Source organism: Pseudomonas sp. HD6515 (genome assembly GCF_024971855.1).
In the GTDB taxonomy this organism is placed as follows: domain Bacteria; phylum Pseudomonadota; class Gammaproteobacteria; order Pseudomonadales; family Pseudomonadaceae; genus Aquipseudomonas; species Aquipseudomonas alloputida.
In genome coordinates, this window is sequence record NZ_CP079827.1 from 503,842 (window position 1) to 518,802 (window position 14,961).

Annotated in this window: 28 protein-coding genes; all 28 read left to right on the forward strand. The window is 56.4% G+C overall.

Going from position 1 to position 14,961, the window contains the following annotated elements; all coding sequences use genetic code 11:
- The first annotated feature begins 20 nt into the window (after positions 1-20).
- The 28 genes from rplC (at position 21) to KW568_RS02370 (ending at position 14,928) form a co-directional block, all read left to right on the forward strand.
- The gene (rplC, locus tag KW568_RS02235; RefSeq protein WP_003255486.1) at positions 21-656 is read left to right on the forward strand and encodes a 50S ribosomal protein L3; all 636 of its coding nucleotides are present in this window, start codon (positions 21-23) and stop codon (positions 654-656) included.
- Positions 657-668: 12 nt separating this feature from the next.
- Entirely contained in the window at positions 669-1,271 is a 603-nt protein-coding gene (rplD, locus tag KW568_RS02240; protein WP_003255485.1) for a 50S ribosomal protein L4, read from the forward strand.
- Positions 1,268-1,567: a 50S ribosomal protein L23 gene (rplW, locus tag KW568_RS02245; RefSeq protein ID WP_003255484.1), complete on the forward strand. Its 300-nt coding sequence runs from the start codon at positions 1,268-1,270 to the stop codon at positions 1,565-1,567. Before rplD ends, rplW begins: the two co-directional genes overlap by 4 nt.
- Positions 1,568-1,581: 14 nt before the next feature.
- The gene (gene rplB, locus KW568_RS02250) at positions 1,582-2,406 is read left to right on the forward strand and encodes a 50S ribosomal protein L2 (protein ID WP_003255483.1); all 825 of its coding nucleotides are present in this window, start codon (positions 1,582-1,584) and stop codon (positions 2,404-2,406) included.
- A 16-nt stretch (positions 2,407-2,422) separates the two neighbouring features.
- Positions 2,423-2,698, forward strand: coding sequence for a 30S ribosomal protein S19 (gene rpsS, locus KW568_RS02255; RefSeq protein ID WP_003255482.1), 276 nt, complete (start codon positions 2,423-2,425; stop codon positions 2,696-2,698).
- An 11-nt stretch (positions 2,699-2,709) separates the two neighbouring features.
- Complete coding sequence (gene rplV / locus KW568_RS02260) at positions 2,710-3,042, forward strand: 50S ribosomal protein L22 (RefSeq protein ID WP_003103908.1); 333 nt, start codon at positions 2,710-2,712, stop codon at positions 3,040-3,042.
- Between the two features lie 13 nt (positions 3,043-3,055).
- Positions 3,056-3,742: a 30S ribosomal protein S3 gene (gene rpsC, locus KW568_RS02265; protein WP_003255481.1), complete on the forward strand. Its 687-nt coding sequence runs from the start codon at positions 3,056-3,058 to the stop codon at positions 3,740-3,742.
- Positions 3,743-3,754: 12 nt separating this feature from the next.
- Positions 3,755-4,168: a 50S ribosomal protein L16 gene (gene rplP / locus KW568_RS02270; protein ID WP_003255479.1), complete on the forward strand. Its 414-nt coding sequence runs from the start codon at positions 3,755-3,757 to the stop codon at positions 4,166-4,168.
- Positions 4,168-4,359 (forward strand): 50S ribosomal protein L29, encoded by a 192-nt coding sequence (gene rpmC, locus KW568_RS02275; protein WP_002555481.1) that lies wholly within the window; start codon positions 4,168-4,170, stop codon positions 4,357-4,359. Before rplP ends, rpmC begins: the two co-directional genes overlap by 1 nt.
- A 2-nt stretch (positions 4,360-4,361) precedes the next feature.
- Positions 4,362-4,628: a 30S ribosomal protein S17 gene (rpsQ, locus tag KW568_RS02280; protein WP_003255478.1), complete on the forward strand. Its 267-nt coding sequence runs from the start codon at positions 4,362-4,364 to the stop codon at positions 4,626-4,628.
- 23 nt (positions 4,629-4,651) lie between these two features.
- Positions 4,652-5,020, forward strand: coding sequence for a 50S ribosomal protein L14 (gene rplN, locus KW568_RS02285; protein WP_002555479.1), 369 nt, complete (start codon positions 4,652-4,654; stop codon positions 5,018-5,020).
- An 11-nt stretch (positions 5,021-5,031) separates the two neighbouring features.
- Positions 5,032-5,346 carry a 50S ribosomal protein L24 gene (rplX, locus tag KW568_RS02290; RefSeq protein ID WP_003255476.1) on the forward strand — a complete coding sequence of 105 codons (315 nt, stop codon included), beginning with the start codon at positions 5,032-5,034 and terminating at the stop codon, positions 5,344-5,346.
- Between the two features lie 20 nt (positions 5,347-5,366).
- Positions 5,367-5,906, forward strand: a complete 540-nt coding sequence (rplE, locus tag KW568_RS02295) for a 50S ribosomal protein L5 (protein WP_003255474.1) — start codon at positions 5,367-5,369, stop codon at positions 5,904-5,906.
- Between the two features lie 13 nt (positions 5,907-5,919).
- A complete protein-coding gene (gene rpsN / locus KW568_RS02300) occupies positions 5,920-6,225 on the forward strand; it encodes a 30S ribosomal protein S14 (RefSeq protein WP_003255472.1) in 306 nt (101 codons plus the stop codon).
- A 208-nt stretch (positions 6,226-6,433) separates the two neighbouring features.
- Positions 6,434-6,826, forward strand: a complete 393-nt coding sequence (gene rpsH, locus KW568_RS02305) for a 30S ribosomal protein S8 (protein WP_003255471.1) — start codon at positions 6,434-6,436, stop codon at positions 6,824-6,826.
- Positions 6,827-6,838: 12 nt separating this feature from the next.
- Positions 6,839-7,372: a 50S ribosomal protein L6 gene (rplF, locus tag KW568_RS02310; RefSeq protein WP_003255469.1), complete on the forward strand. Its 534-nt coding sequence runs from the start codon at positions 6,839-6,841 to the stop codon at positions 7,370-7,372.
- A 10-nt stretch (positions 7,373-7,382) separates the two neighbouring features.
- The gene (rplR, locus tag KW568_RS02315; RefSeq protein ID WP_003255467.1) at positions 7,383-7,733 is read left to right on the forward strand and encodes a 50S ribosomal protein L18; all 351 of its coding nucleotides are present in this window, start codon (positions 7,383-7,385) and stop codon (positions 7,731-7,733) included.
- Between the two features lie 3 nt (positions 7,734-7,736).
- Entirely contained in the window at positions 7,737-8,237 is a 501-nt protein-coding gene (rpsE, locus tag KW568_RS02320; RefSeq protein ID WP_003255465.1) for a 30S ribosomal protein S5, read from the forward strand.
- A 2-nt stretch (positions 8,238-8,239) separates the two neighbouring features.
- A complete protein-coding gene (gene rpmD, locus KW568_RS02325) occupies positions 8,240-8,416 on the forward strand; it encodes a 50S ribosomal protein L30 (RefSeq protein ID WP_003255463.1) in 177 nt (58 codons plus the stop codon).
- A 3-nt stretch (positions 8,417-8,419) separates the two neighbouring features.
- On the forward strand, positions 8,420-8,854 hold the full coding sequence (rplO, locus tag KW568_RS02330; RefSeq protein WP_003255461.1) for a 50S ribosomal protein L15: 435 nt from the start codon (positions 8,420-8,422) through the stop codon (positions 8,852-8,854).
- Positions 8,855-10,186 (forward strand): preprotein translocase subunit SecY, encoded by a 1,332-nt coding sequence (secY, locus tag KW568_RS02335; RefSeq protein ID WP_003255459.1) that lies wholly within the window; start codon positions 8,855-8,857, stop codon positions 10,184-10,186.
- A gap of 28 nt (positions 10,187-10,214) precedes the next feature.
- Complete coding sequence (rpmJ, locus tag KW568_RS02340; RefSeq protein ID WP_002555468.1) at positions 10,215-10,331, forward strand: 50S ribosomal protein L36; 117 nt, start codon at positions 10,215-10,217, stop codon at positions 10,329-10,331.
- Between the two features lie 131 nt (positions 10,332-10,462).
- Positions 10,463-10,819: a 30S ribosomal protein S13 gene (gene rpsM / locus KW568_RS02345; protein ID WP_003255457.1), complete on the forward strand. Its 357-nt coding sequence runs from the start codon at positions 10,463-10,465 to the stop codon at positions 10,817-10,819.
- A gap of 18 nt (positions 10,820-10,837) precedes the next feature.
- Positions 10,838-11,227, forward strand: a complete 390-nt coding sequence (rpsK, locus tag KW568_RS02350) for a 30S ribosomal protein S11 (protein ID WP_003255454.1) — start codon at positions 10,838-10,840, stop codon at positions 11,225-11,227.
- 15 nt (positions 11,228-11,242) lie between these two features.
- A complete protein-coding gene (rpsD, locus tag KW568_RS02355) occupies positions 11,243-11,863 on the forward strand; it encodes a 30S ribosomal protein S4 (RefSeq protein WP_003255453.1) in 621 nt (206 codons plus the stop codon).
- Positions 11,864-11,885: 22 nt separating this feature from the next.
- On the forward strand, positions 11,886-12,887 hold the full coding sequence (locus KW568_RS02360) for a DNA-directed RNA polymerase subunit alpha (RefSeq protein ID WP_003255452.1): 1,002 nt from the start codon (positions 11,886-11,888) through the stop codon (positions 12,885-12,887).
- Positions 12,888-12,929: 42 nt separating this feature from the next.
- Complete coding sequence (gene rplQ, locus KW568_RS02365) at positions 12,930-13,316, forward strand: 50S ribosomal protein L17 (RefSeq protein ID WP_003255451.1); 387 nt, start codon at positions 12,930-12,932, stop codon at positions 13,314-13,316.
- Between the two features lie 172 nt (positions 13,317-13,488).
- Positions 13,489-14,928 (forward strand): catalase, encoded by a 1,440-nt coding sequence (locus KW568_RS02370; protein ID WP_004576881.1) that lies wholly within the window; start codon positions 13,489-13,491, stop codon positions 14,926-14,928.
- Positions 14,929-14,961: the final 33 nt, after the last annotated feature.

The following is a 14,961-nucleotide window of genomic DNA, read 5'->3' on the forward strand; positions in this document are numbered from 1 at the left end:
ACACTCATGAGGTTTACAACATGACTATTGGTGTAATCGGTCGCAAGTGCGGTATGACCCGCATTTTCACCGAAGAAGGTGTCTCCATTCCGGTCACGGTCATTGAGATCGAGCCGAATCGCGTCACCCAGTTCAAAACTGAAGAAACCGATGGCTACCGTGCAGTGCAAGTCACTGTCGGCGAGCGTCGTGCTTCGCGTGTGACTGCCGCTCAGGCAGGCCACTTCGCCAAGGCCAACGTTGCCGCTGGTCGCGGTGTTTGGGAGTTCCGTCTTGAAGAAGGCGATTTCCAGGCTGGCGATCTGATCAAAGCTGAACTCTTCACTGCAGGCCAGCTGGTTGACGTTACTGGTCAGTCCAAAGGTAAAGGCTTCGCCGGTACCATCAAGCGCTGGAACTTCCGTGGTCAGGACAACACCCACGGTAACTCCGTGTCGCACCGTGTTCCTGGTTCCATCGGCCAGTGCCAGACTCCTGGTCGTGTGTTCAAGGGCAAGAAAATGTCCGGTCACATGGGCGCCGAGCGCGTGACTGTTCAGTCCCTGGAAGTAGTTCGCGTAGACGCTGAACGCAACCTGCTGCTGATCAAGGGTGCCGTACCTGGCGCTACTGGCGGCGACGTGGTTGTACGTCCAGCTGTCAAGGCTCGCGGTTAAGGGGAAACTGACATGCAACTTAATGTAAATGACGCTCAGGCGATCGAAGTTTCCGAACTGACTTTCGGTGGCGAATTCAACGAGACGCTGGTTCACCAAGCAGTCGTGGCCTACATGGCTGGCGGCCGTCAGGGTACCAAGCAGCAGAAGACCCGTTCCGACGTGGCTGGTGGCGGTAAGCGCCCATGGCGTCAGAAGGGTACTGGTCGTGCTCGTGCTGGTACCACTCGTGGTCCGATCTGGCGTGGCGGTGGTGTAACCTTCGCAGCTCGCCCTCAAGATCACTCGCAAAAGCTCAACAAGAAGATGTATCGCGCAGCTCTGCGCTCCATCCTCGCTGAGCTGGTGCGTAGCGACCGTCTGGTCGTGGTTCAGGACTTCGCTGTTGAAGCACCGAAAACCAAAGATCTGCTGAACAAGCTGAACGGCATGGGTCTGAGCGACGTATTGATCGTTTCCGACGCTGTTGATCAGAACCTGTACCTGGCTGCTCGTAACCTGCCGCACGTCGATGTACGTGACGTACAAGGTTCCGACCCGGTCAGTCTGATCGCATACGAGAAAGTGTTGATCACTGTCTCGGCCGTGAAGAAATTCGAGGAGCTGCTGGGATGAACCAGGAACGCGTATTCAAAGTCCTCCTTGGCCCGCACGTTTCCGAGAAGGCTACCGTTCTGGCTGAGAAAAAAGGCCAGTTCGTATTCAAGGTTGCTACTGATGCAACCAAGCTGGAAATCAAGAAAGCTGTCGAAGGCCTGTTCAACGTAAAAGTTGAAAACGTGTCGACTGTTAACGTTCTGGGTAAAACCAAGCGTACCGCACGTGGTCTGGGCAAGCGTAATGACTGGAAGAAGGCGATCGTCTCCCTTCAGCCAGGCCAAGATCTCGATTTCAGCAGCAGTGCTGAGTAAGGAAGGGGTGCATCATGGCAATCGTTAAATGCAAACCGACTTCCCCTGGCCGCCGTTTCGTGGTCAAGGTGGTCAACAAGGAGCTGCACAAAGGCGCTCCTCACGCACCGCTGATCGAGAAAAAATCGAAGTCTGGTGGTCGTAACAACAATGGCCGCATTACCACTCGTCACGTTGGTGGTGGTCACAAGCAGCATTACCGTCTGGTCGACTTCCGTCGCAATGACAAAGATGGCATTCCAGCCACTGTCGAGCGTATCGAATACGATCCAAACCGTACTGCTCACATCGCCCTGCTGTGCTACGCAGACGGTGAGCGTCGCTACATCATCGCGCCTAAAGGCGTGAGCGCTGGCGACCAGCTGATCGCAGGTGCCCTGGCCCCAATCAAGGCCGGTAACTCCCTGCAGCTGCGCAACATTCCAGTAGGTAGCACCATTCACGGCATCGAACTGAAGCCGGGTAAAGGTGCTCAGATCGCTCGTTCCGCTGGTGCTTCGGCTCAGCTGATCGCTCGCGAAGGTGTCTACGTGACCCTGCGTCTGCGCTCTGGTGAAATGCGTAAAGTCCTGGCTGAGTGCCGTGCGACCCTGGGCGAAGTCTCGAACTCCGAGCACAGCCTGCGTTCGCTGGGTAAAGCTGGTGCCAAACGCTGGCGCGGCGTTCGCCCAACCGTTCGTGGTGTTGCCATGAACCCGGTTGACCACCCACACGGTGGTGGTGAAGGTCGTACCTCCGGTGGTCGTCATCCGGTATCGCCATGGGGCTTCCCAACCAAGGGTGCTAAAACCCGTGGTAATAAGCGTACCGACAACATGATCGTCCGTCGTCGCAAGTAACTAGAGGGATACGACAGTGCCACGTTCTCTGAAAAAAGGTCCTTTTATCGATCTTCACCTGTTGAAGAAGGTCGAAGTGGCGGTGGAGAAGAACGATCGCAAGCCAGTTAAAACCTGGTCGCGCCGTTCGATGATCCTGCCACAAATGGTCGGTCTGACCATCGCGGTTCACAACGGTCGCCAGCATGTTCCAGTTCTCGTGAACGAAGACATGGTCGGCCACAAACTGGGCGAGTTCGCCGGTACCCGCACCTATCGCGGGCACGTGGCTGACAAGAAAGCCAAGCGTTAAGGGGTAAGGAAATGGAAGTAGCCGCTAAGTTGTCGGGCGCTCGCATCTCCGCCCAGAAAGCCCGCTTGGTCGCCGACCAGATCCGCGGGAAGAAGGTGGGCGAAGCGCTCAACCTGTTGGCCTTCAGCAGCAAAAAAGCCGCTGAAATCATGAAGAAAGTCCTCGAGTCGGCCGTAGCCAACGCCGAACACAACGAAGGCGCAGACGTTGATGACCTGAAGGTCTCCACCGTCTTCGTCAACGAAGGGCGTTCGCTGAAGCGCATCATGCCACGTGCCAAAGGCCGTGCTGATCGCATCGTCAAGCGGTCTTGCCATATCACTGTCAAGGTTGCGGACAAGTAACGGAGTCGATCAGATGGGTCAGAAAGTACATCCCACTGGCATTCGCCTGGGAATCGTCAAGGAGCACACCTCCGTCTGGTACGCAGACGGTGCTACTTACGCAGATTACCTGTTGAAGGATCTGAAAACGCGTGAGTACCTCCAAGACAAACTAAAAAGCGCGTCCGTAAGCCGTATCGATATTCATCGTCCGGCTCAAACTGCACGCATCACCATCCACACCGCTCGTCCCGGTATCGTTATCGGTAAGAAAGGTGAAGATGTCGAGAAGCTGCGTCAGGACCTGACCAAGCAGATGGGTGTGCCTGTGCACATCAACATCGAAGAGATCCGCAAGCCGGAACTCGACGCTATGCTGGTTGCGCAGAGCGTAGCTCAGCAGCTGGAACGCCGTGTAATGTTCCGTCGCGCCATGAAGCGCGCGGTACAGAACGCCATGCGTATTGGTGCCAAGGGCATCAAGATCCAGGTGAGCGGTCGTCTCGGCGGTGCTGAGATTGCTCGTACCGAGTGGTATCGCGAAGGTCGTGTGCCTCTGCACACCCTGCGTGCCGATATCGACTACAACACCTACGAAGCTCACACCACTTATGGTGTGATCGGTGTGAAGGTTTGGATCTTCAAAGGCGAAGTTATTGGTGGTCGCCAAGAAGAACTGAAACCACAAGCACCAGCGCCTCGTAAAAAAGCTGCTAAGTAAGGGGTACGCCAAATGTTGCAACCAAAGCGTACAAAATTCCGCAAGCAGATGACTGGCCACAACCGTGGTCTGGCACTGCGCGGTAGCAAAGTCAGCTTCGGCGAATTCGCCCTGAAAGCTGTTGCTCGCGGTCGCCTCACCGCTCGCCAGATCGAGTCCGCACGTCGTGCGCTGACCCGTCACGTTAAGCGTGGCGGTAAGATCTGGATCCGTGTGTTCCCGGACAAGCCGATCTCCAAAAAACCTCTTGAGGTTCGTATGGGTAAAGGTAAGGGCTCCGTGGAATACTGGGTTGCCCAGATCCAGCCAGGCAAAGTCCTGTACGAGATCGAGGGTGTTTCTGAAGAGCTGGCGCGCGAAGCTTTCGCCCTGGCTGCTGCAAAGCTGCCTCTCGCCACCTCCTTTGTTAAGCGGACGGTGATGTGATGAAAGCGAATGAACTTCGTGAAAAATCGGCACAGCAACTGAACGAGCAACTGCTCGGCTTGCTGCGCGACCAGTTCAATCTGCGTATGCAGAAAGCAACTGGCCAGTTGGGGCAGTCGCACCTGCTCTCGCAAGTTAAGCGTGACATCGCTCGCGTGAAAACTGTGCTCAACCAGCAGGCAGGTAAGTGATCATGGCTGAAGCTGAAAAAACCGTCCGTACGCTGACTGGCCGTGTCGTCAGCGACAAAATGGACAAGACCATCACCGTTCTGATCGAGCGTCGCGTAAAGCACCCGATCTACGGTAAATACGTTAAGCGTTCGACTAAGCTGCACGCGCACGACGAAGCCAACCAGTGCAAGATCGGCGACAAGGTTTCCATCCGTGAAACCCGTCCGCTGGCCAAGACCAAGTCCTGGGCACTGGTTGAAGTCCTCGAACGCGCTGTTGAAGTCTAAGGGCTAGGGGTCGGAGAAATTTTATGATTCAGACTCAATCCATGCTCGATGTGGCCGATAACAGCGGCGCTCGTCGCGTCATGTGCATCAAGGTACTCGGCGGTTCGCACCGCCGTTACGCCGGTATCGGTGACATCATCAAAGTAACCGTCAAGGAAGCAATTCCGCGCGGTAAGGTCAAAAAAGGCCAGGTGATGACCGCTGTCGTCGTACGTACCCGTCATGGTGTTCGTCGCGCTGACGGTTCCATCATTCGTTTCGACGGCAACGCTGCTGTTCTGCTGAACAACAAGCAAGAGCCGATCGGCACTCGCATCTTCGGGCCAGTGACCCGTGAACTTCGTACTGAGAAGTTCATGAAGATCGTCTCGCTCGCCCCTGAAGTGCTGTAAGGAGATCCGACATGCAAAAGATTCGTCGTGACGACGAGATCATCGTGATCGCCGGCAAAGACAAAGGTAAGCGCGGTAAGGTGCTGAAGGTTCTGGCTGATGACCGTCTGGTTATCGGTGGCGTGAACCTGGTCAAGCGTCATACCAAGCCTAACCCGATGGCGGGCGTACAGGGCGGTATCGTCGAGAAAGAAGCGCCTCTGCACGCTTCCAACGTTGCCATCTTCAACGGTGAAACCAACAAGGCTGACCGCGTTGGTTTCAAAGTAGAAGACGGTAAAAAAATTCGTGTCTTCAAGTCGACCCAAAAAGCGGTTGATGCTTGAACACTGCTAGGTAGAAGACCATGGCACGACTGAAAGAGATTTACCGGAACGAAATCGCTCCTAAGCTTAAGGAAGAACTTAAGCTGTCGAACGTGATGGAAGTTCCGCGCGTTACCAAGATCACCCTGAACATGGGTCTGGGCGAAGCGATCGGCGACAAGAAAGTCATCGAGCACGCTGTTGCCGACCTGGAAAAGATCACCGGTCAAAAGCCGGTCGTGACTTTCGCTCGCAAATCCATCGCTGGCTTCAAAGTCCGCGAAGGCTGGCCGATCGGCGTCAAGGTGACCCTGCGTAGCGACAAGATGTACGAATTCCTGGACCGCCTGCTGGCGATCTCCCTGCCTCGGGTTCGCGACTTCCGCGGCCTGAATGCCAAGTCCTTCGATGGTCGTGGCAACTACAGCATGGGCGTGAAAGAGCAGATCATCTTCCCGGAAATCGACTACGACAAGATCGATGCTCTGCGCGGTTTGGACATCACCCTGACCACCACTGCTCGTTCGGACGACGAAGGCCGCGCTCTGCTGCGTGCTTTCAAGTTCCCGTTCCGCAACTGATTGGAGTAGGAAAATGGCCAAGAAGAGCATGAAAAACCGCGAGCTGAAGCGTCAGCTCACGGTAGCAAAGTTCGCCAAGAAGCGTGCTGAGCTGAAAGCGACCATCGTCAACCTGAACGCCTCTCCAGAAGAGCGTTTCGCTGCCGTTGTCGCTCTGCAGAAGCAGCCACGCGACGCTAGCGCCTCGCGCCTGCGCAACCGTTGCCGCCTGACCGGTCGTCCTCACGGTGTATACCGTAAGTTCGGCCTGGGCCGTAACATGCTGCGTCAAGCTGCAATGCGCGGTGACGTACCAGGCCTGGTCAAGGCCTCCTGGTAATCGCTGCAGGCAAGGCACGGGTGGAAGGGGAGCAATCTTCCGACCGCCGGTGACCTTGCCAACAAACAAGCCCCTATATGGGGCTTGTTTCGTTTCTGCCTTGTGTCTAGAATGACCGGCTCACCTGAGCCTGGGTTTTTGCCCAAATCGTTCAGGTGGTTGTCATAGCCGCAAGGCTAATAATTCTTGTATCAGGAGCATCTAGCCCATGAGTATGCAGGACCCGTTAGCGGACATGCTAACTCGCATCCGTAATGCCCAGATGGCTGAAAAGTCCGTCGTAAGCATGCCTTCCTCTACCCTGAAGGTCGCGGTTGCCAAAGTTCTGAAGGACGAAGGTTACATCGCTGGCTACCAGGTAACTGGTGAGGCCAAGCCTTCCCTGTCGATCGAACTGAAGTACTTCGAAGGCCGTCCGGTCATCGAGGAACTGAAGCGCTCCAGCCGTCCAGGCCTGCGCCAGTACAAGGCCGTCACCGATCTGCCGAAAGTACGTGGCGGTCTGGGCGTGTCTATCGTCTCCACCAACAAAGGTGTGATGACTGATCGCGCTGCGCGCGCTGCCGGTGTCGGCGGCGAAGTTCTGTGCACAGTGTTCTAAGGGGGGATAGACATGTCTCGCGTCGCTAAGAACCCCGTTAAGCTGCCATCCGGTGTCGAAGTCAAATTCGCCGGTCAGCAGCTTTCGGTGAAGGGTGCCAAAGGTACTCTCGAACTGAACGTTCACTCGTCTGTTGAAGTTACCGAAGAGTCTGGTGAGCTGCGTTTCGTCGCTCGCAATGGTGACCAGCAAGCTCGTGCCATGGCCGGTACCACCCGCGCTCTGGTCAACAACATGGTCCAAGGCGTAAGCCAAGGCTTCGAGCGCAAGCTCCAGCTGGTCGGTGTTGGTTACAAGGCACAGGCTAAAGGCACCGTCCTGAACCTGGCCCTGGGCTTCTCTCACCCAGTGGACTACGAACTGCCAGCCGGTATCACCGCTGAAACACCTAGCCAGACCGACATCCTGATCAAGGGTATCGACAAGCAGCTGGTAGGTCAGGTGGCCGCTGAAATCCGCGACTTCCGTCCGCCAGAGCCTTACAAAGGTAAAGGTGTGCGTTACGCGGACGAAGTAGTCCGTCGTAAAGAAGCCAAGAAGAAGTAGGGCCTAGTAAATGACCGACAAAAAAGTTATTCGACTGCGTCGCGCTCGCAAAGCACGTCTCAAGATGCACGAACTCGAAGTCGTGCGCCTGTGCGTGTTCCGCTCCTCGCAGCACATCTACGCCCAGGTCATTTCGGCCGACGGCAGCAAGGTTCTGGCAAGCGCCTCGACCTTGGACAAAGACCTGCGTGATGGCGCCACTGGCAACATCGACGCGGCCACTAAGGTTGGCAAGCTGGTAGCTGAGCGTGCGAAAGCCGCCGGTGTATCTCAAGTTGCCTTTGACCGTTCCGGCTTCAAGTACCATGGCCGCGTCAAAGCGCTGGCTGATGCTGCTCGTGAAGGCGGGCTGGAGTTCTAAGTTATGGCAAATAACGATCAAAAGCGCGACGAAGGCTACATCGAGAAGCTGGTTCAAGTTAACCGCGTTGCCAAAACCGTAAAAGGCGGCCGTATCTTCACCTTCACCGCGCTGACCGTGGTTGGTGATGGTAAAGGTCGTGTTGGCTTCGGCCGTGGCAAGTCGCGCGAAGTACCAGCCGCGATCCAGAAGGCCATGGAAGCTGCTCGCCGCAACATGATCCAGGTTGACCTGAAGGGCACCACCCTGCAGTACGCCACCAAGGCTGCCCACGGCGCCTCGAAGGTTTACATGCAGCCTGCCTCGGAAGGTACCGGTATCATCGCCGGTGGCGCAATGCGTGCTGTCCTGGAAGTTGCTGGTGTTCAGAACGTTCTGGCCAAGTGCTACGGTTCGACCAACCCAGTGAACGTGGTTTACGCCACCTTCAAGGGTCTGAAAGCCATGCAATCTCCTGAATCCATTGCCGCCAAGCGTGGCAAGAGCGTCGAGGAGATCTTCTGATCATGGCAACCGTAAAAGTAACGCTGATCAAGAGCGTCTCGGGCCGTCTGCCTAACCACAAGCTGTGTGTTAAAGGCCTGGGTCTGCGTCGCATCGGTCACACTGTAGAAGTCCAGGATACTCCCGAGAACCGCGGGATGATCAACAAGGCTTACTACATGCTGAAGGTCGAGGGCTAATCGATGAAACTCAATGATCTGAGTCCAGCGCCGGGTTCCCGTCGCGAGAAGCATCGTCCAGGTCGTGGTATCGGTAGCGGTCTGGGTAAGACCGGCGGCCGTGGCCACAAAGGTCAGACTTCCCGTTCGGGTGGTTCGATCGCTCCTGGCTTCGAAGGCGGTCAACAGCCGCTGCACCGTCGCCTGCCGAAGTTCGGCTTCGTTTCCCTGAAAGCCATGGACCGCGCTGAAGTGCGTCTGTCCGAGCTGGCCAAAGTGGAAGGCGACGTGATCTCCGTGCAATCCCTGAAGGATGCCAACGTGATCAACCAGCACATTCAGCGTGTGAAAATCATGCTGTCTGGCGAAGTTACTCGCGCAGTCACCATCAAGGGTATCGCAGCCACCAAGGGTGCGCGTGCGGCTATCGAAGCAGCTGGCGGCAAATTCGAGGAATAAATGGCTAAGCAAGGTGCTCTCTCTTCGCTCGGTAAGGGCGGGATGTCGGAACTCTGGGCTCGTCTGCGCTTTCTGTTCATGGCGATCATCGTCTATCGGATAGGTGCGCATATCCCGGTTCCCGGCATCAATCCGGACCGTCTGGCGGATCTGTTTCGGCAGAATGAGGGGACCATTCTTAGCTTGTTCAACATGTTTTCCGGTGGCGCGCTCGAGCGCATGAGCATCTTTGCACTGGGGATCATGCCGTACATTTCGGCATCGATCATCATGCAGTTGATGACGGCGGTCAGCCCGCAACTGGAGCAGTTGAAGAAGGAAGGTGAAGCTGGCCGTCGCAAGATCAGCCAGTACACCCGCTACGGCACCGTTATCCTGGCACTGGTCCAAGCCATTGGCATGTCCATTGGCCTGGCCAACCAGGGCGTGGCGTTTTCTGCAGGCCTGGGCTTCCACGTCGTCGCTGTTTCCACTTTCGTGGCAGGCGCGATGTTCATGATGTGGCTGGGCGAGCAGATCACCGAGCGCGGTGTGGGCAACGGTATCTCGATGTTGATCTTCGCAGGTATCGTTGCCGGTCTTCCGAGAGCAATCGGGCAGTCTTTCGAGTCTGCACGCACAGGCGATATCAACATTTTCGCCTTGGTCGCCATCGGTTTGCTGGCAGTAGCGATTATCGGTTTTGTGGTGTTCATTGAGCGTGGTCAGCGTCGTATCGCCGTTCATTACGCCAAGCGTCAGCAGGGCCGCAAGGTCTTCGCTGCGCAGACTAGCCACTTGCCGCTGAAGGTGAACATGGCGGGGGTTATCCCGGCCATTTTCGCGAGCAGCATTTTGCTGTTCCCGGCTTCGCTGGGTGCCTGGTTTGGTCAGTCCGAAGGTATGGGCTGGCTGCAGGACATCTCGCAGTCGATCGCTCCTGGTCAGCCGTTGAACATTCTGCTGTTTAGTGCAGGGATCATTTTCTTCTGCTTCTTCTACACAGCGTTGATGTTCAACCCGAAAGACGTAGCGGAAAACCTGAAGAAGTCCGGTGCCTTTATTCCGGGTATCCGTCCTGGTGAGCAGTCGGCGCGCTACATTGATGGCGTTCTGACCCGTTTGACCATGTTCGGTGCTCTTTACATGATGGCCGTCTGCCTTCTGCCCCAGTTCCTGGTGGTGGCAGCAAATGTGCCGTTCTACCTTGGCGGGACCTCGTTGCTGATTGTGGTAGTGGTTGTGATGGACTTCATGTCCCAAGTACAATCGCACCTCGTTTCGCACCAGTACGAATCCCTGATGAAGAAAGCCAACCTGAAAGGCTACGGTGGCAGCGGTTTGCTGCGCTGATACGCCCCTAAGGTTCGAGGAGTCGGTAATGAAAGTTCGTGCATCGGTGAAAAAGCTGTGCCGTAACTGCAAGATCATCCGTCGCGAAGGCGTCGTACGAGTGATCTGCAGCGCGGAACCGCGTCACAAACAGCGCCAAGGCTGAGTGTGATCTGCGCTTCAAACCCAGCAGCTAGTGTGCTGCTGGGTTGATTATTCGTTTCTACAGCGATATTATCTCGCGCCCTATTTCTTGGCTTCCGGGGCGTAGGTAGCTGTCAATTGGAGTCCCACTGAATGGCCCGTATTGCAGGCGTCAACATTCCAGATAACAAGCATACTGTTATCTCGCTGACCTACATCTATGGTGTCGGTCGCACAACTGCACAGAAGATTTGTGCAGACGCTGGTGTAAACCCAGCCGCTAAGATCAAGGATCTGAGCGACGAGCAAATCGAAACCCTGCGTGGCGAAGTCGCGAAGTTCACCACCGAAGGTGACCTGCGTCGTGACATCAACATGAAGATCAAGCGCTTGATGGACCTGGGTTGCTACCGCGGCCTGCGTCATCGTAAAGGTCTGCCGGTTCGCGGTCAGCGCACCAAGACCAACGCACGCACCCGTAAGGGCCCGCGTAAGCCGATCCGCAAGTAATCGCCCAGGAATATAGACATGGCAAAACCTGCTGCTCGTCCTCGTAAGAAAGTCAAAAAGACAGTGGTTGATGGCATCGCCCACATCCATGCTTCTTTCAACAACACCATCGTGACCATCACCGACCGTCAGGGCAATGCTTTGTCCTGGGCGACCTCCGGTGGTTCGGGTTTCCGTGGTTCGCGCAAATCCACCCCGTTCGCAGCTCAGATCGCTGCTGAGCGTGCTGGTCAAGCTGCGCTGGAATACGGTCTGAAGAACCTCGACGTTAACGTCAAGGGTCCAGGTCCAGGTCGTGAGTCCGCCGTTCGTGCATTGAACAGCTGCGGCTACAAGATCGCCAGCATCACCGACGTGACGCCAATCCCGCACAACGGGTGCCGTCCGCCGAAGAAGCGTCGCGTGTAATCAGGAGACAGAAGAATGGCACGTTACATTGGTCCAAAATGCAAACTGTCTCGTCGTGAAGGCACCGATCTGTTCCTGAAGAGCGGCGTTCGCGCTCTGGAATCGAAGTGCAATATCGAAGCAGCCCCAGGTATCCACGGCCAGCGCCGTGGCCGTCAGTCCGACTACGGCACCCAGCTGCGTGAGAAACAAAAAGTCCGTCGTATCTACGGTGTTCTGGAGCGTCAGTTCCGCGGTTATTACCAAGCTGCTGCCTCGAAAAAAGGCGCAACCGGTGAGAACCTGCTGCAACTGCTCGAGTGCCGTCTGGATAACGTCGTTTACCGTATGGGCTTCGGCTCGACTCGTTCCGAGTCCCGTCAGCTGGTTTCGCACAAAGCGATCAGCGTCAACGGTAAGACTGTAAACATTCCATCCTACCAAGTTCGTCCGGGTGACGTGGTCGCAGTCCGCGAGAAATCGCTGGGCCAGTTGCGCATTGTTCAAGCCCTTGAACTGTGCGCCCAGCGTGGCCGCGTTGAGTGGGTTGACGTGGATGCTGCTAAAAAGTCGGGCGTTTTCAAGAACGTTCCTGCTCGCAGCGACCTGTCTGCCGACATCAACGAAAACCTGATTGTCGAGCTCTACTCCAAGTAAGGGCTAGAAAATAGGTGCATCCATGCAGATTTCGGTAAATGAGTTCCTGACTCCCCGCCACATTGATGTGCAGGTAGTCAGTCCGACCCGCGCCAAGATTACGCTCGAGCCTCTCGAGCGTGGTTTCGGCCATACCCTGGGCAACGCGCTGCGCCGCATCCTGTTGTCCTCCATGCCTGGCTGTGCAGTAGTCGAGGCCGAGATCGATGGCGTACTCCATGAGTACTCCGCGATCGAAGGTGTTCAGGAAGACGTAATTGAAATCCTGTTGAACCTGAAAGGTCTCGCTATCAAACTGCATGGTCGTGACGAAGTTACGCTGACCTTGTCGAAAAAGGGTTCGGGGGTGGTTACCGCTGCCGATATTCAGCTGGATCACGATGTCGAGATCGTCAACCCCGATCACGTAATCGCGAACCTGGCGTCGAACGGCGCTCTGAACATGAAGCTCACTGTAGCTCGTGGTCGTGGTTACGAGCCGGCCGACTCCCGTCAAACCGACGAAGACGAAAGCCGTAGCATTGGCCGTCTGCAGTTGGACGCCTCCTTCAGCCCGGTGCGTCGTATCGCCTATGTGGTCGAGAACGCCCGTGTTGAACAGCGTACCAACCTGGACAAACTGGTCATTGATCTGGAAACCAACGGCACCCTGGATCCTGAAGAGGCTATCCGCCGCGCTGCGACCATTCTGCAACAGCAGCTGGCCGCGTTCGTCGACCTCAAAGGTGACAGCGAGCCTGTCGTAGTCGAGCAGGAAGACGAGATCGATCCGATCCTGCTGCGTCCGGTTGACGACCTGGAACTGACTGTACGTTCGGCCAACTGCCTCAAGGCGGAGAACATCTACTACATCGGCGACCTGATTCAGCGTACCGAAGTAGAGCTGTTGAAGACTCCTAACCTGGGTAAGAAGTCCCTGACTGAAATCAAGGACGTTCTGGCCTCTCGTGGTCTGTCTCTCGGCATGCGCCTCGACAACTGGCCGCCTGCAAGTCTTAAGAAAGACGACAAGGCGACCGCCTGATCGTCGTAATCACCGAACGTAGTGTTTGGTAAGGAATGAATCATGCGTCATCGTAAAAGTGGACGTCACCTGAGCCGTACCAGCTCTCACCGCAAGGCTATGTTCCAGAACATGGCAGTGTCGCTGATCGAGCACGAGCTGATCAAAACCACCCTGCCGAAAGCCAAGGAACTGCGCCGCGTTGCCGAGCCGCTGATCACCCTGGCCAAGGAAGACAGCGTTGCTAACCGTCGTCTGGCCTTCGACCGTACCCGTTCGAAGTCCGCTGTTGGCAAACTGTTCAACGACCTGGGCAAGCGTTACGCCACCCGTCAGGGCGGCTACCTGCGCATCCTGAAGTGCGGTTTCCGCGCTGGCGACAACGCGCCTATGGCGTACGTCGAGCTGGTTGATCGTCCGGTCGGCGGTGCTGTAGAAGCTGCTGAGTAAGACGTTCTGTCTGCTACAGAAAACCGGGCCTAGTGCCCGGTTTTTTGTTTTTACATCTATTGTTTATTTCTATTGATGTAAGTCATGTAATGAATTTGTTCCTGTAATCTTGCTCGTCAATACTCTCTCTACAGCCGATTAGCCGGCCCTTGAAGACCGAAAAGGAGAGCCCATGAGCAAGATTCTCACCACCGCCAGCGGTGCACCTGTAGCCGACAACCAGAACTCCCGCTCCGCCGGCCCGCGCGGTCCGCTGTTGCTCGACGACTTCCACCTGATCGAGAAGCTCGCCCATTTCAATCGCGAGAACATTCCTGAGCGCCGCGTCCATGCCAAAGGCTCGGGCGCCTACGGTACCTTTACCGTTACTCACGATATCACCGGCTATACCAGCGCCAAGCTGTTCGAAGAGGTCGGTAAACAAACCGAGACTTTCTTACGCTTCTCCACCGTTGGTGGCGAGCGCGGCTCTGCAGATACCGAGCGTGACCCGCGTGGCTTCGCGGTGAAGTTCTACACCGAGGAAGGCAACTGGGACATCGTCGGTAACAACACGCCAGTGTTCTTCATTCGCGACCCATTGAAGTTCCCGGACTTTATCCACACCCAGAAGCGCCACCCGCAGTCCAACCTGAAGAACGCTCAGATGATGTGGGACTTCTGGTCGCATTCCCCAGAAGCGCTGCACCAGGTCACCATCCTGTTTTCCGATCGTGGCATTCCGGACGGCTATCGCCACATGCATGGCTTTGGCAGCCACACCTACAGCCTGATCAATGCAAAGGGTGAGCGCACTTGGGTCAAGTGGCACTTCAAGACCCAGCAAGGCATCAAGAACCTCACCCCGACAGACGCTGCACGCCTGGCAGGTACCGACCCGGATTACGCTCAGCGCGACCTCTTCGAGGCCATTGAGCGTGGCGACTACCCGCGCTGGACTGTCTGCATTCAGGTGATGAGCGAAGCCGAGGCTGCCAGCCGCGACGAGAACCCATTCGACGTGACCAAGACCTGGTCGCAGAAGGATTATCCGCTCATCGAGGTGGGTGTGCTGGAGCTCAACCGCAACCCGCTCAACTATTTTGCAGAGGTCGAGCAGGCCGCGTTCGGCCCGAGCAATATGGTGCCCGGCGTCGGTCTTTCACCGGACCGCATGCTGCAAGGCCGTGTATTCGCCTACGCCGACGCGCACCGCTATCGCGTTGGCACCAACCACCAGCAATTGCCAGTCAACGCGCCACGTTGCCCGGTCAACAGCTATCAGCGCGACGGCTCGATGGCCACCGGCAGTTACGGTAGTGCACCGAACTACGAGCCAAACAGCTACAGCGATGCCCCGAAACAGTCGCCACGTCATGCTGAGCCAGCATTGGCCCTGAATGGTTCGGCTGATCGCTACGATCACCGTGAGGACACTGACTACTTCAGTCATGCCGGCGCGTTGTTCCGTTTGATGAGCGATGAGCAGAAAGCCCTGCTGATCAGCAACATCGCCGCTACCATGGCGGGTGTCAGCGAAGACGTGATTCAGCGTCAGCTACAGTACTTCTTCAAGGCGGATCCGGCCTATGGCGAAGGGATTGCGAAGGCTTTGGGCATCAATCTCGCCTAAGTCGAAGTGATAAGAAGAACCGCCCTCATTTGG

What these genes read in the sequence shown, in the direction of transcription:
- rplC (WP_003255486.1), top strand. Translation starts at nt 21, where the DNA reads ATGACTATTGGTGTAATCGGTCGCAAGTGCGGTATGACCCGCATTTTC.
- rplB (WP_003255483.1), top strand. Translation starts at nt 1,582, where the DNA reads ATGGCAATCGTTAAATGCAAACCGACTTCCCCTGGCCGCCGTTTCGTG.
- rplO (WP_003255461.1), top strand. Translation starts at nt 8,420, where the DNA reads ATGAAACTCAATGATCTGAGTCCAGCGCCGGGTTCCCGTCGCGAGAAG.
- rplV (WP_003103908.1), top strand. Translation starts at nt 2,710, where the DNA reads ATGGAAGTAGCCGCTAAGTTGTCGGGCGCTCGCATCTCCGCCCAGAAA.
- rplQ (WP_003255451.1), top strand. Translation starts at nt 12,930, where the DNA reads ATGCGTCATCGTAAAAGTGGACGTCACCTGAGCCGTACCAGCTCTCAC.
- rpsD (WP_003255453.1), top strand. Translation starts at nt 11,243, where the DNA reads ATGGCACGTTACATTGGTCCAAAATGCAAACTGTCTCGTCGTGAAGGC.
- rpmC (WP_002555481.1), top strand. Translation starts at nt 4,168, where the DNA reads ATGAAAGCGAATGAACTTCGTGAAAAATCGGCACAGCAACTGAACGAG.
- rpsM (WP_003255457.1), top strand. Translation starts at nt 10,463, where the DNA reads ATGGCCCGTATTGCAGGCGTCAACATTCCAGATAACAAGCATACTGTT.
- rplF (WP_003255469.1), top strand. Translation starts at nt 6,839, where the DNA reads ATGTCTCGCGTCGCTAAGAACCCCGTTAAGCTGCCATCCGGTGTCGAA.
- rpsC (WP_003255481.1), top strand. Translation starts at nt 3,056, where the DNA reads ATGGGTCAGAAAGTACATCCCACTGGCATTCGCCTGGGAATCGTCAAG.
- rpsH (WP_003255471.1), top strand. Translation starts at nt 6,434, where the DNA reads ATGAGTATGCAGGACCCGTTAGCGGACATGCTAACTCGCATCCGTAAT.
- rpsQ (WP_003255478.1), top strand. Translation starts at nt 4,362, where the DNA reads ATGGCTGAAGCTGAAAAAACCGTCCGTACGCTGACTGGCCGTGTCGTC.
- rpmD (WP_003255463.1), top strand. Translation starts at nt 8,240, where the DNA reads ATGGCAACCGTAAAAGTAACGCTGATCAAGAGCGTCTCGGGCCGTCTG.
- rplX (WP_003255476.1), top strand. Translation starts at nt 5,032, where the DNA reads ATGCAAAAGATTCGTCGTGACGACGAGATCATCGTGATCGCCGGCAAA.
- rplW (WP_003255484.1), top strand. Translation starts at nt 1,268, where the DNA reads ATGAACCAGGAACGCGTATTCAAAGTCCTCCTTGGCCCGCACGTTTCC.
- rpsE (WP_003255465.1), top strand. Translation starts at nt 7,737, where the DNA reads ATGGCAAATAACGATCAAAAGCGCGACGAAGGCTACATCGAGAAGCTG.
- secY (WP_003255459.1), top strand. Translation starts at nt 8,855, where the DNA reads ATGGCTAAGCAAGGTGCTCTCTCTTCGCTCGGTAAGGGCGGGATGTCG.
- rpsK (WP_003255454.1), top strand. Translation starts at nt 10,838, where the DNA reads ATGGCAAAACCTGCTGCTCGTCCTCGTAAGAAAGTCAAAAAGACAGTG.
- KW568_RS02360 (WP_003255452.1), top strand. Translation starts at nt 11,886, where the DNA reads ATGCAGATTTCGGTAAATGAGTTCCTGACTCCCCGCCACATTGATGTG.
- rplE (WP_003255474.1), top strand. Translation starts at nt 5,367, where the DNA reads ATGGCACGACTGAAAGAGATTTACCGGAACGAAATCGCTCCTAAGCTT.
- rplP (WP_003255479.1), top strand. Translation starts at nt 3,755, where the DNA reads ATGTTGCAACCAAAGCGTACAAAATTCCGCAAGCAGATGACTGGCCAC.
- rplN (WP_002555479.1), top strand. Translation starts at nt 4,652, where the DNA reads ATGATTCAGACTCAATCCATGCTCGATGTGGCCGATAACAGCGGCGCT.
- rplD (WP_003255485.1), top strand. Translation starts at nt 669, where the DNA reads ATGCAACTTAATGTAAATGACGCTCAGGCGATCGAAGTTTCCGAACTG.
- rplR (WP_003255467.1), top strand. Translation starts at nt 7,383, where the DNA reads ATGACCGACAAAAAAGTTATTCGACTGCGTCGCGCTCGCAAAGCACGT.
- rpmJ (WP_002555468.1), top strand. Translation starts at nt 10,215, where the DNA reads ATGAAAGTTCGTGCATCGGTGAAAAAGCTGTGCCGTAACTGCAAGATC.
- KW568_RS02370 (WP_004576881.1), top strand. Translation starts at nt 13,489, where the DNA reads ATGAGCAAGATTCTCACCACCGCCAGCGGTGCACCTGTAGCCGACAAC.
- rpsN (WP_003255472.1), top strand. Translation starts at nt 5,920, where the DNA reads ATGGCCAAGAAGAGCATGAAAAACCGCGAGCTGAAGCGTCAGCTCACG.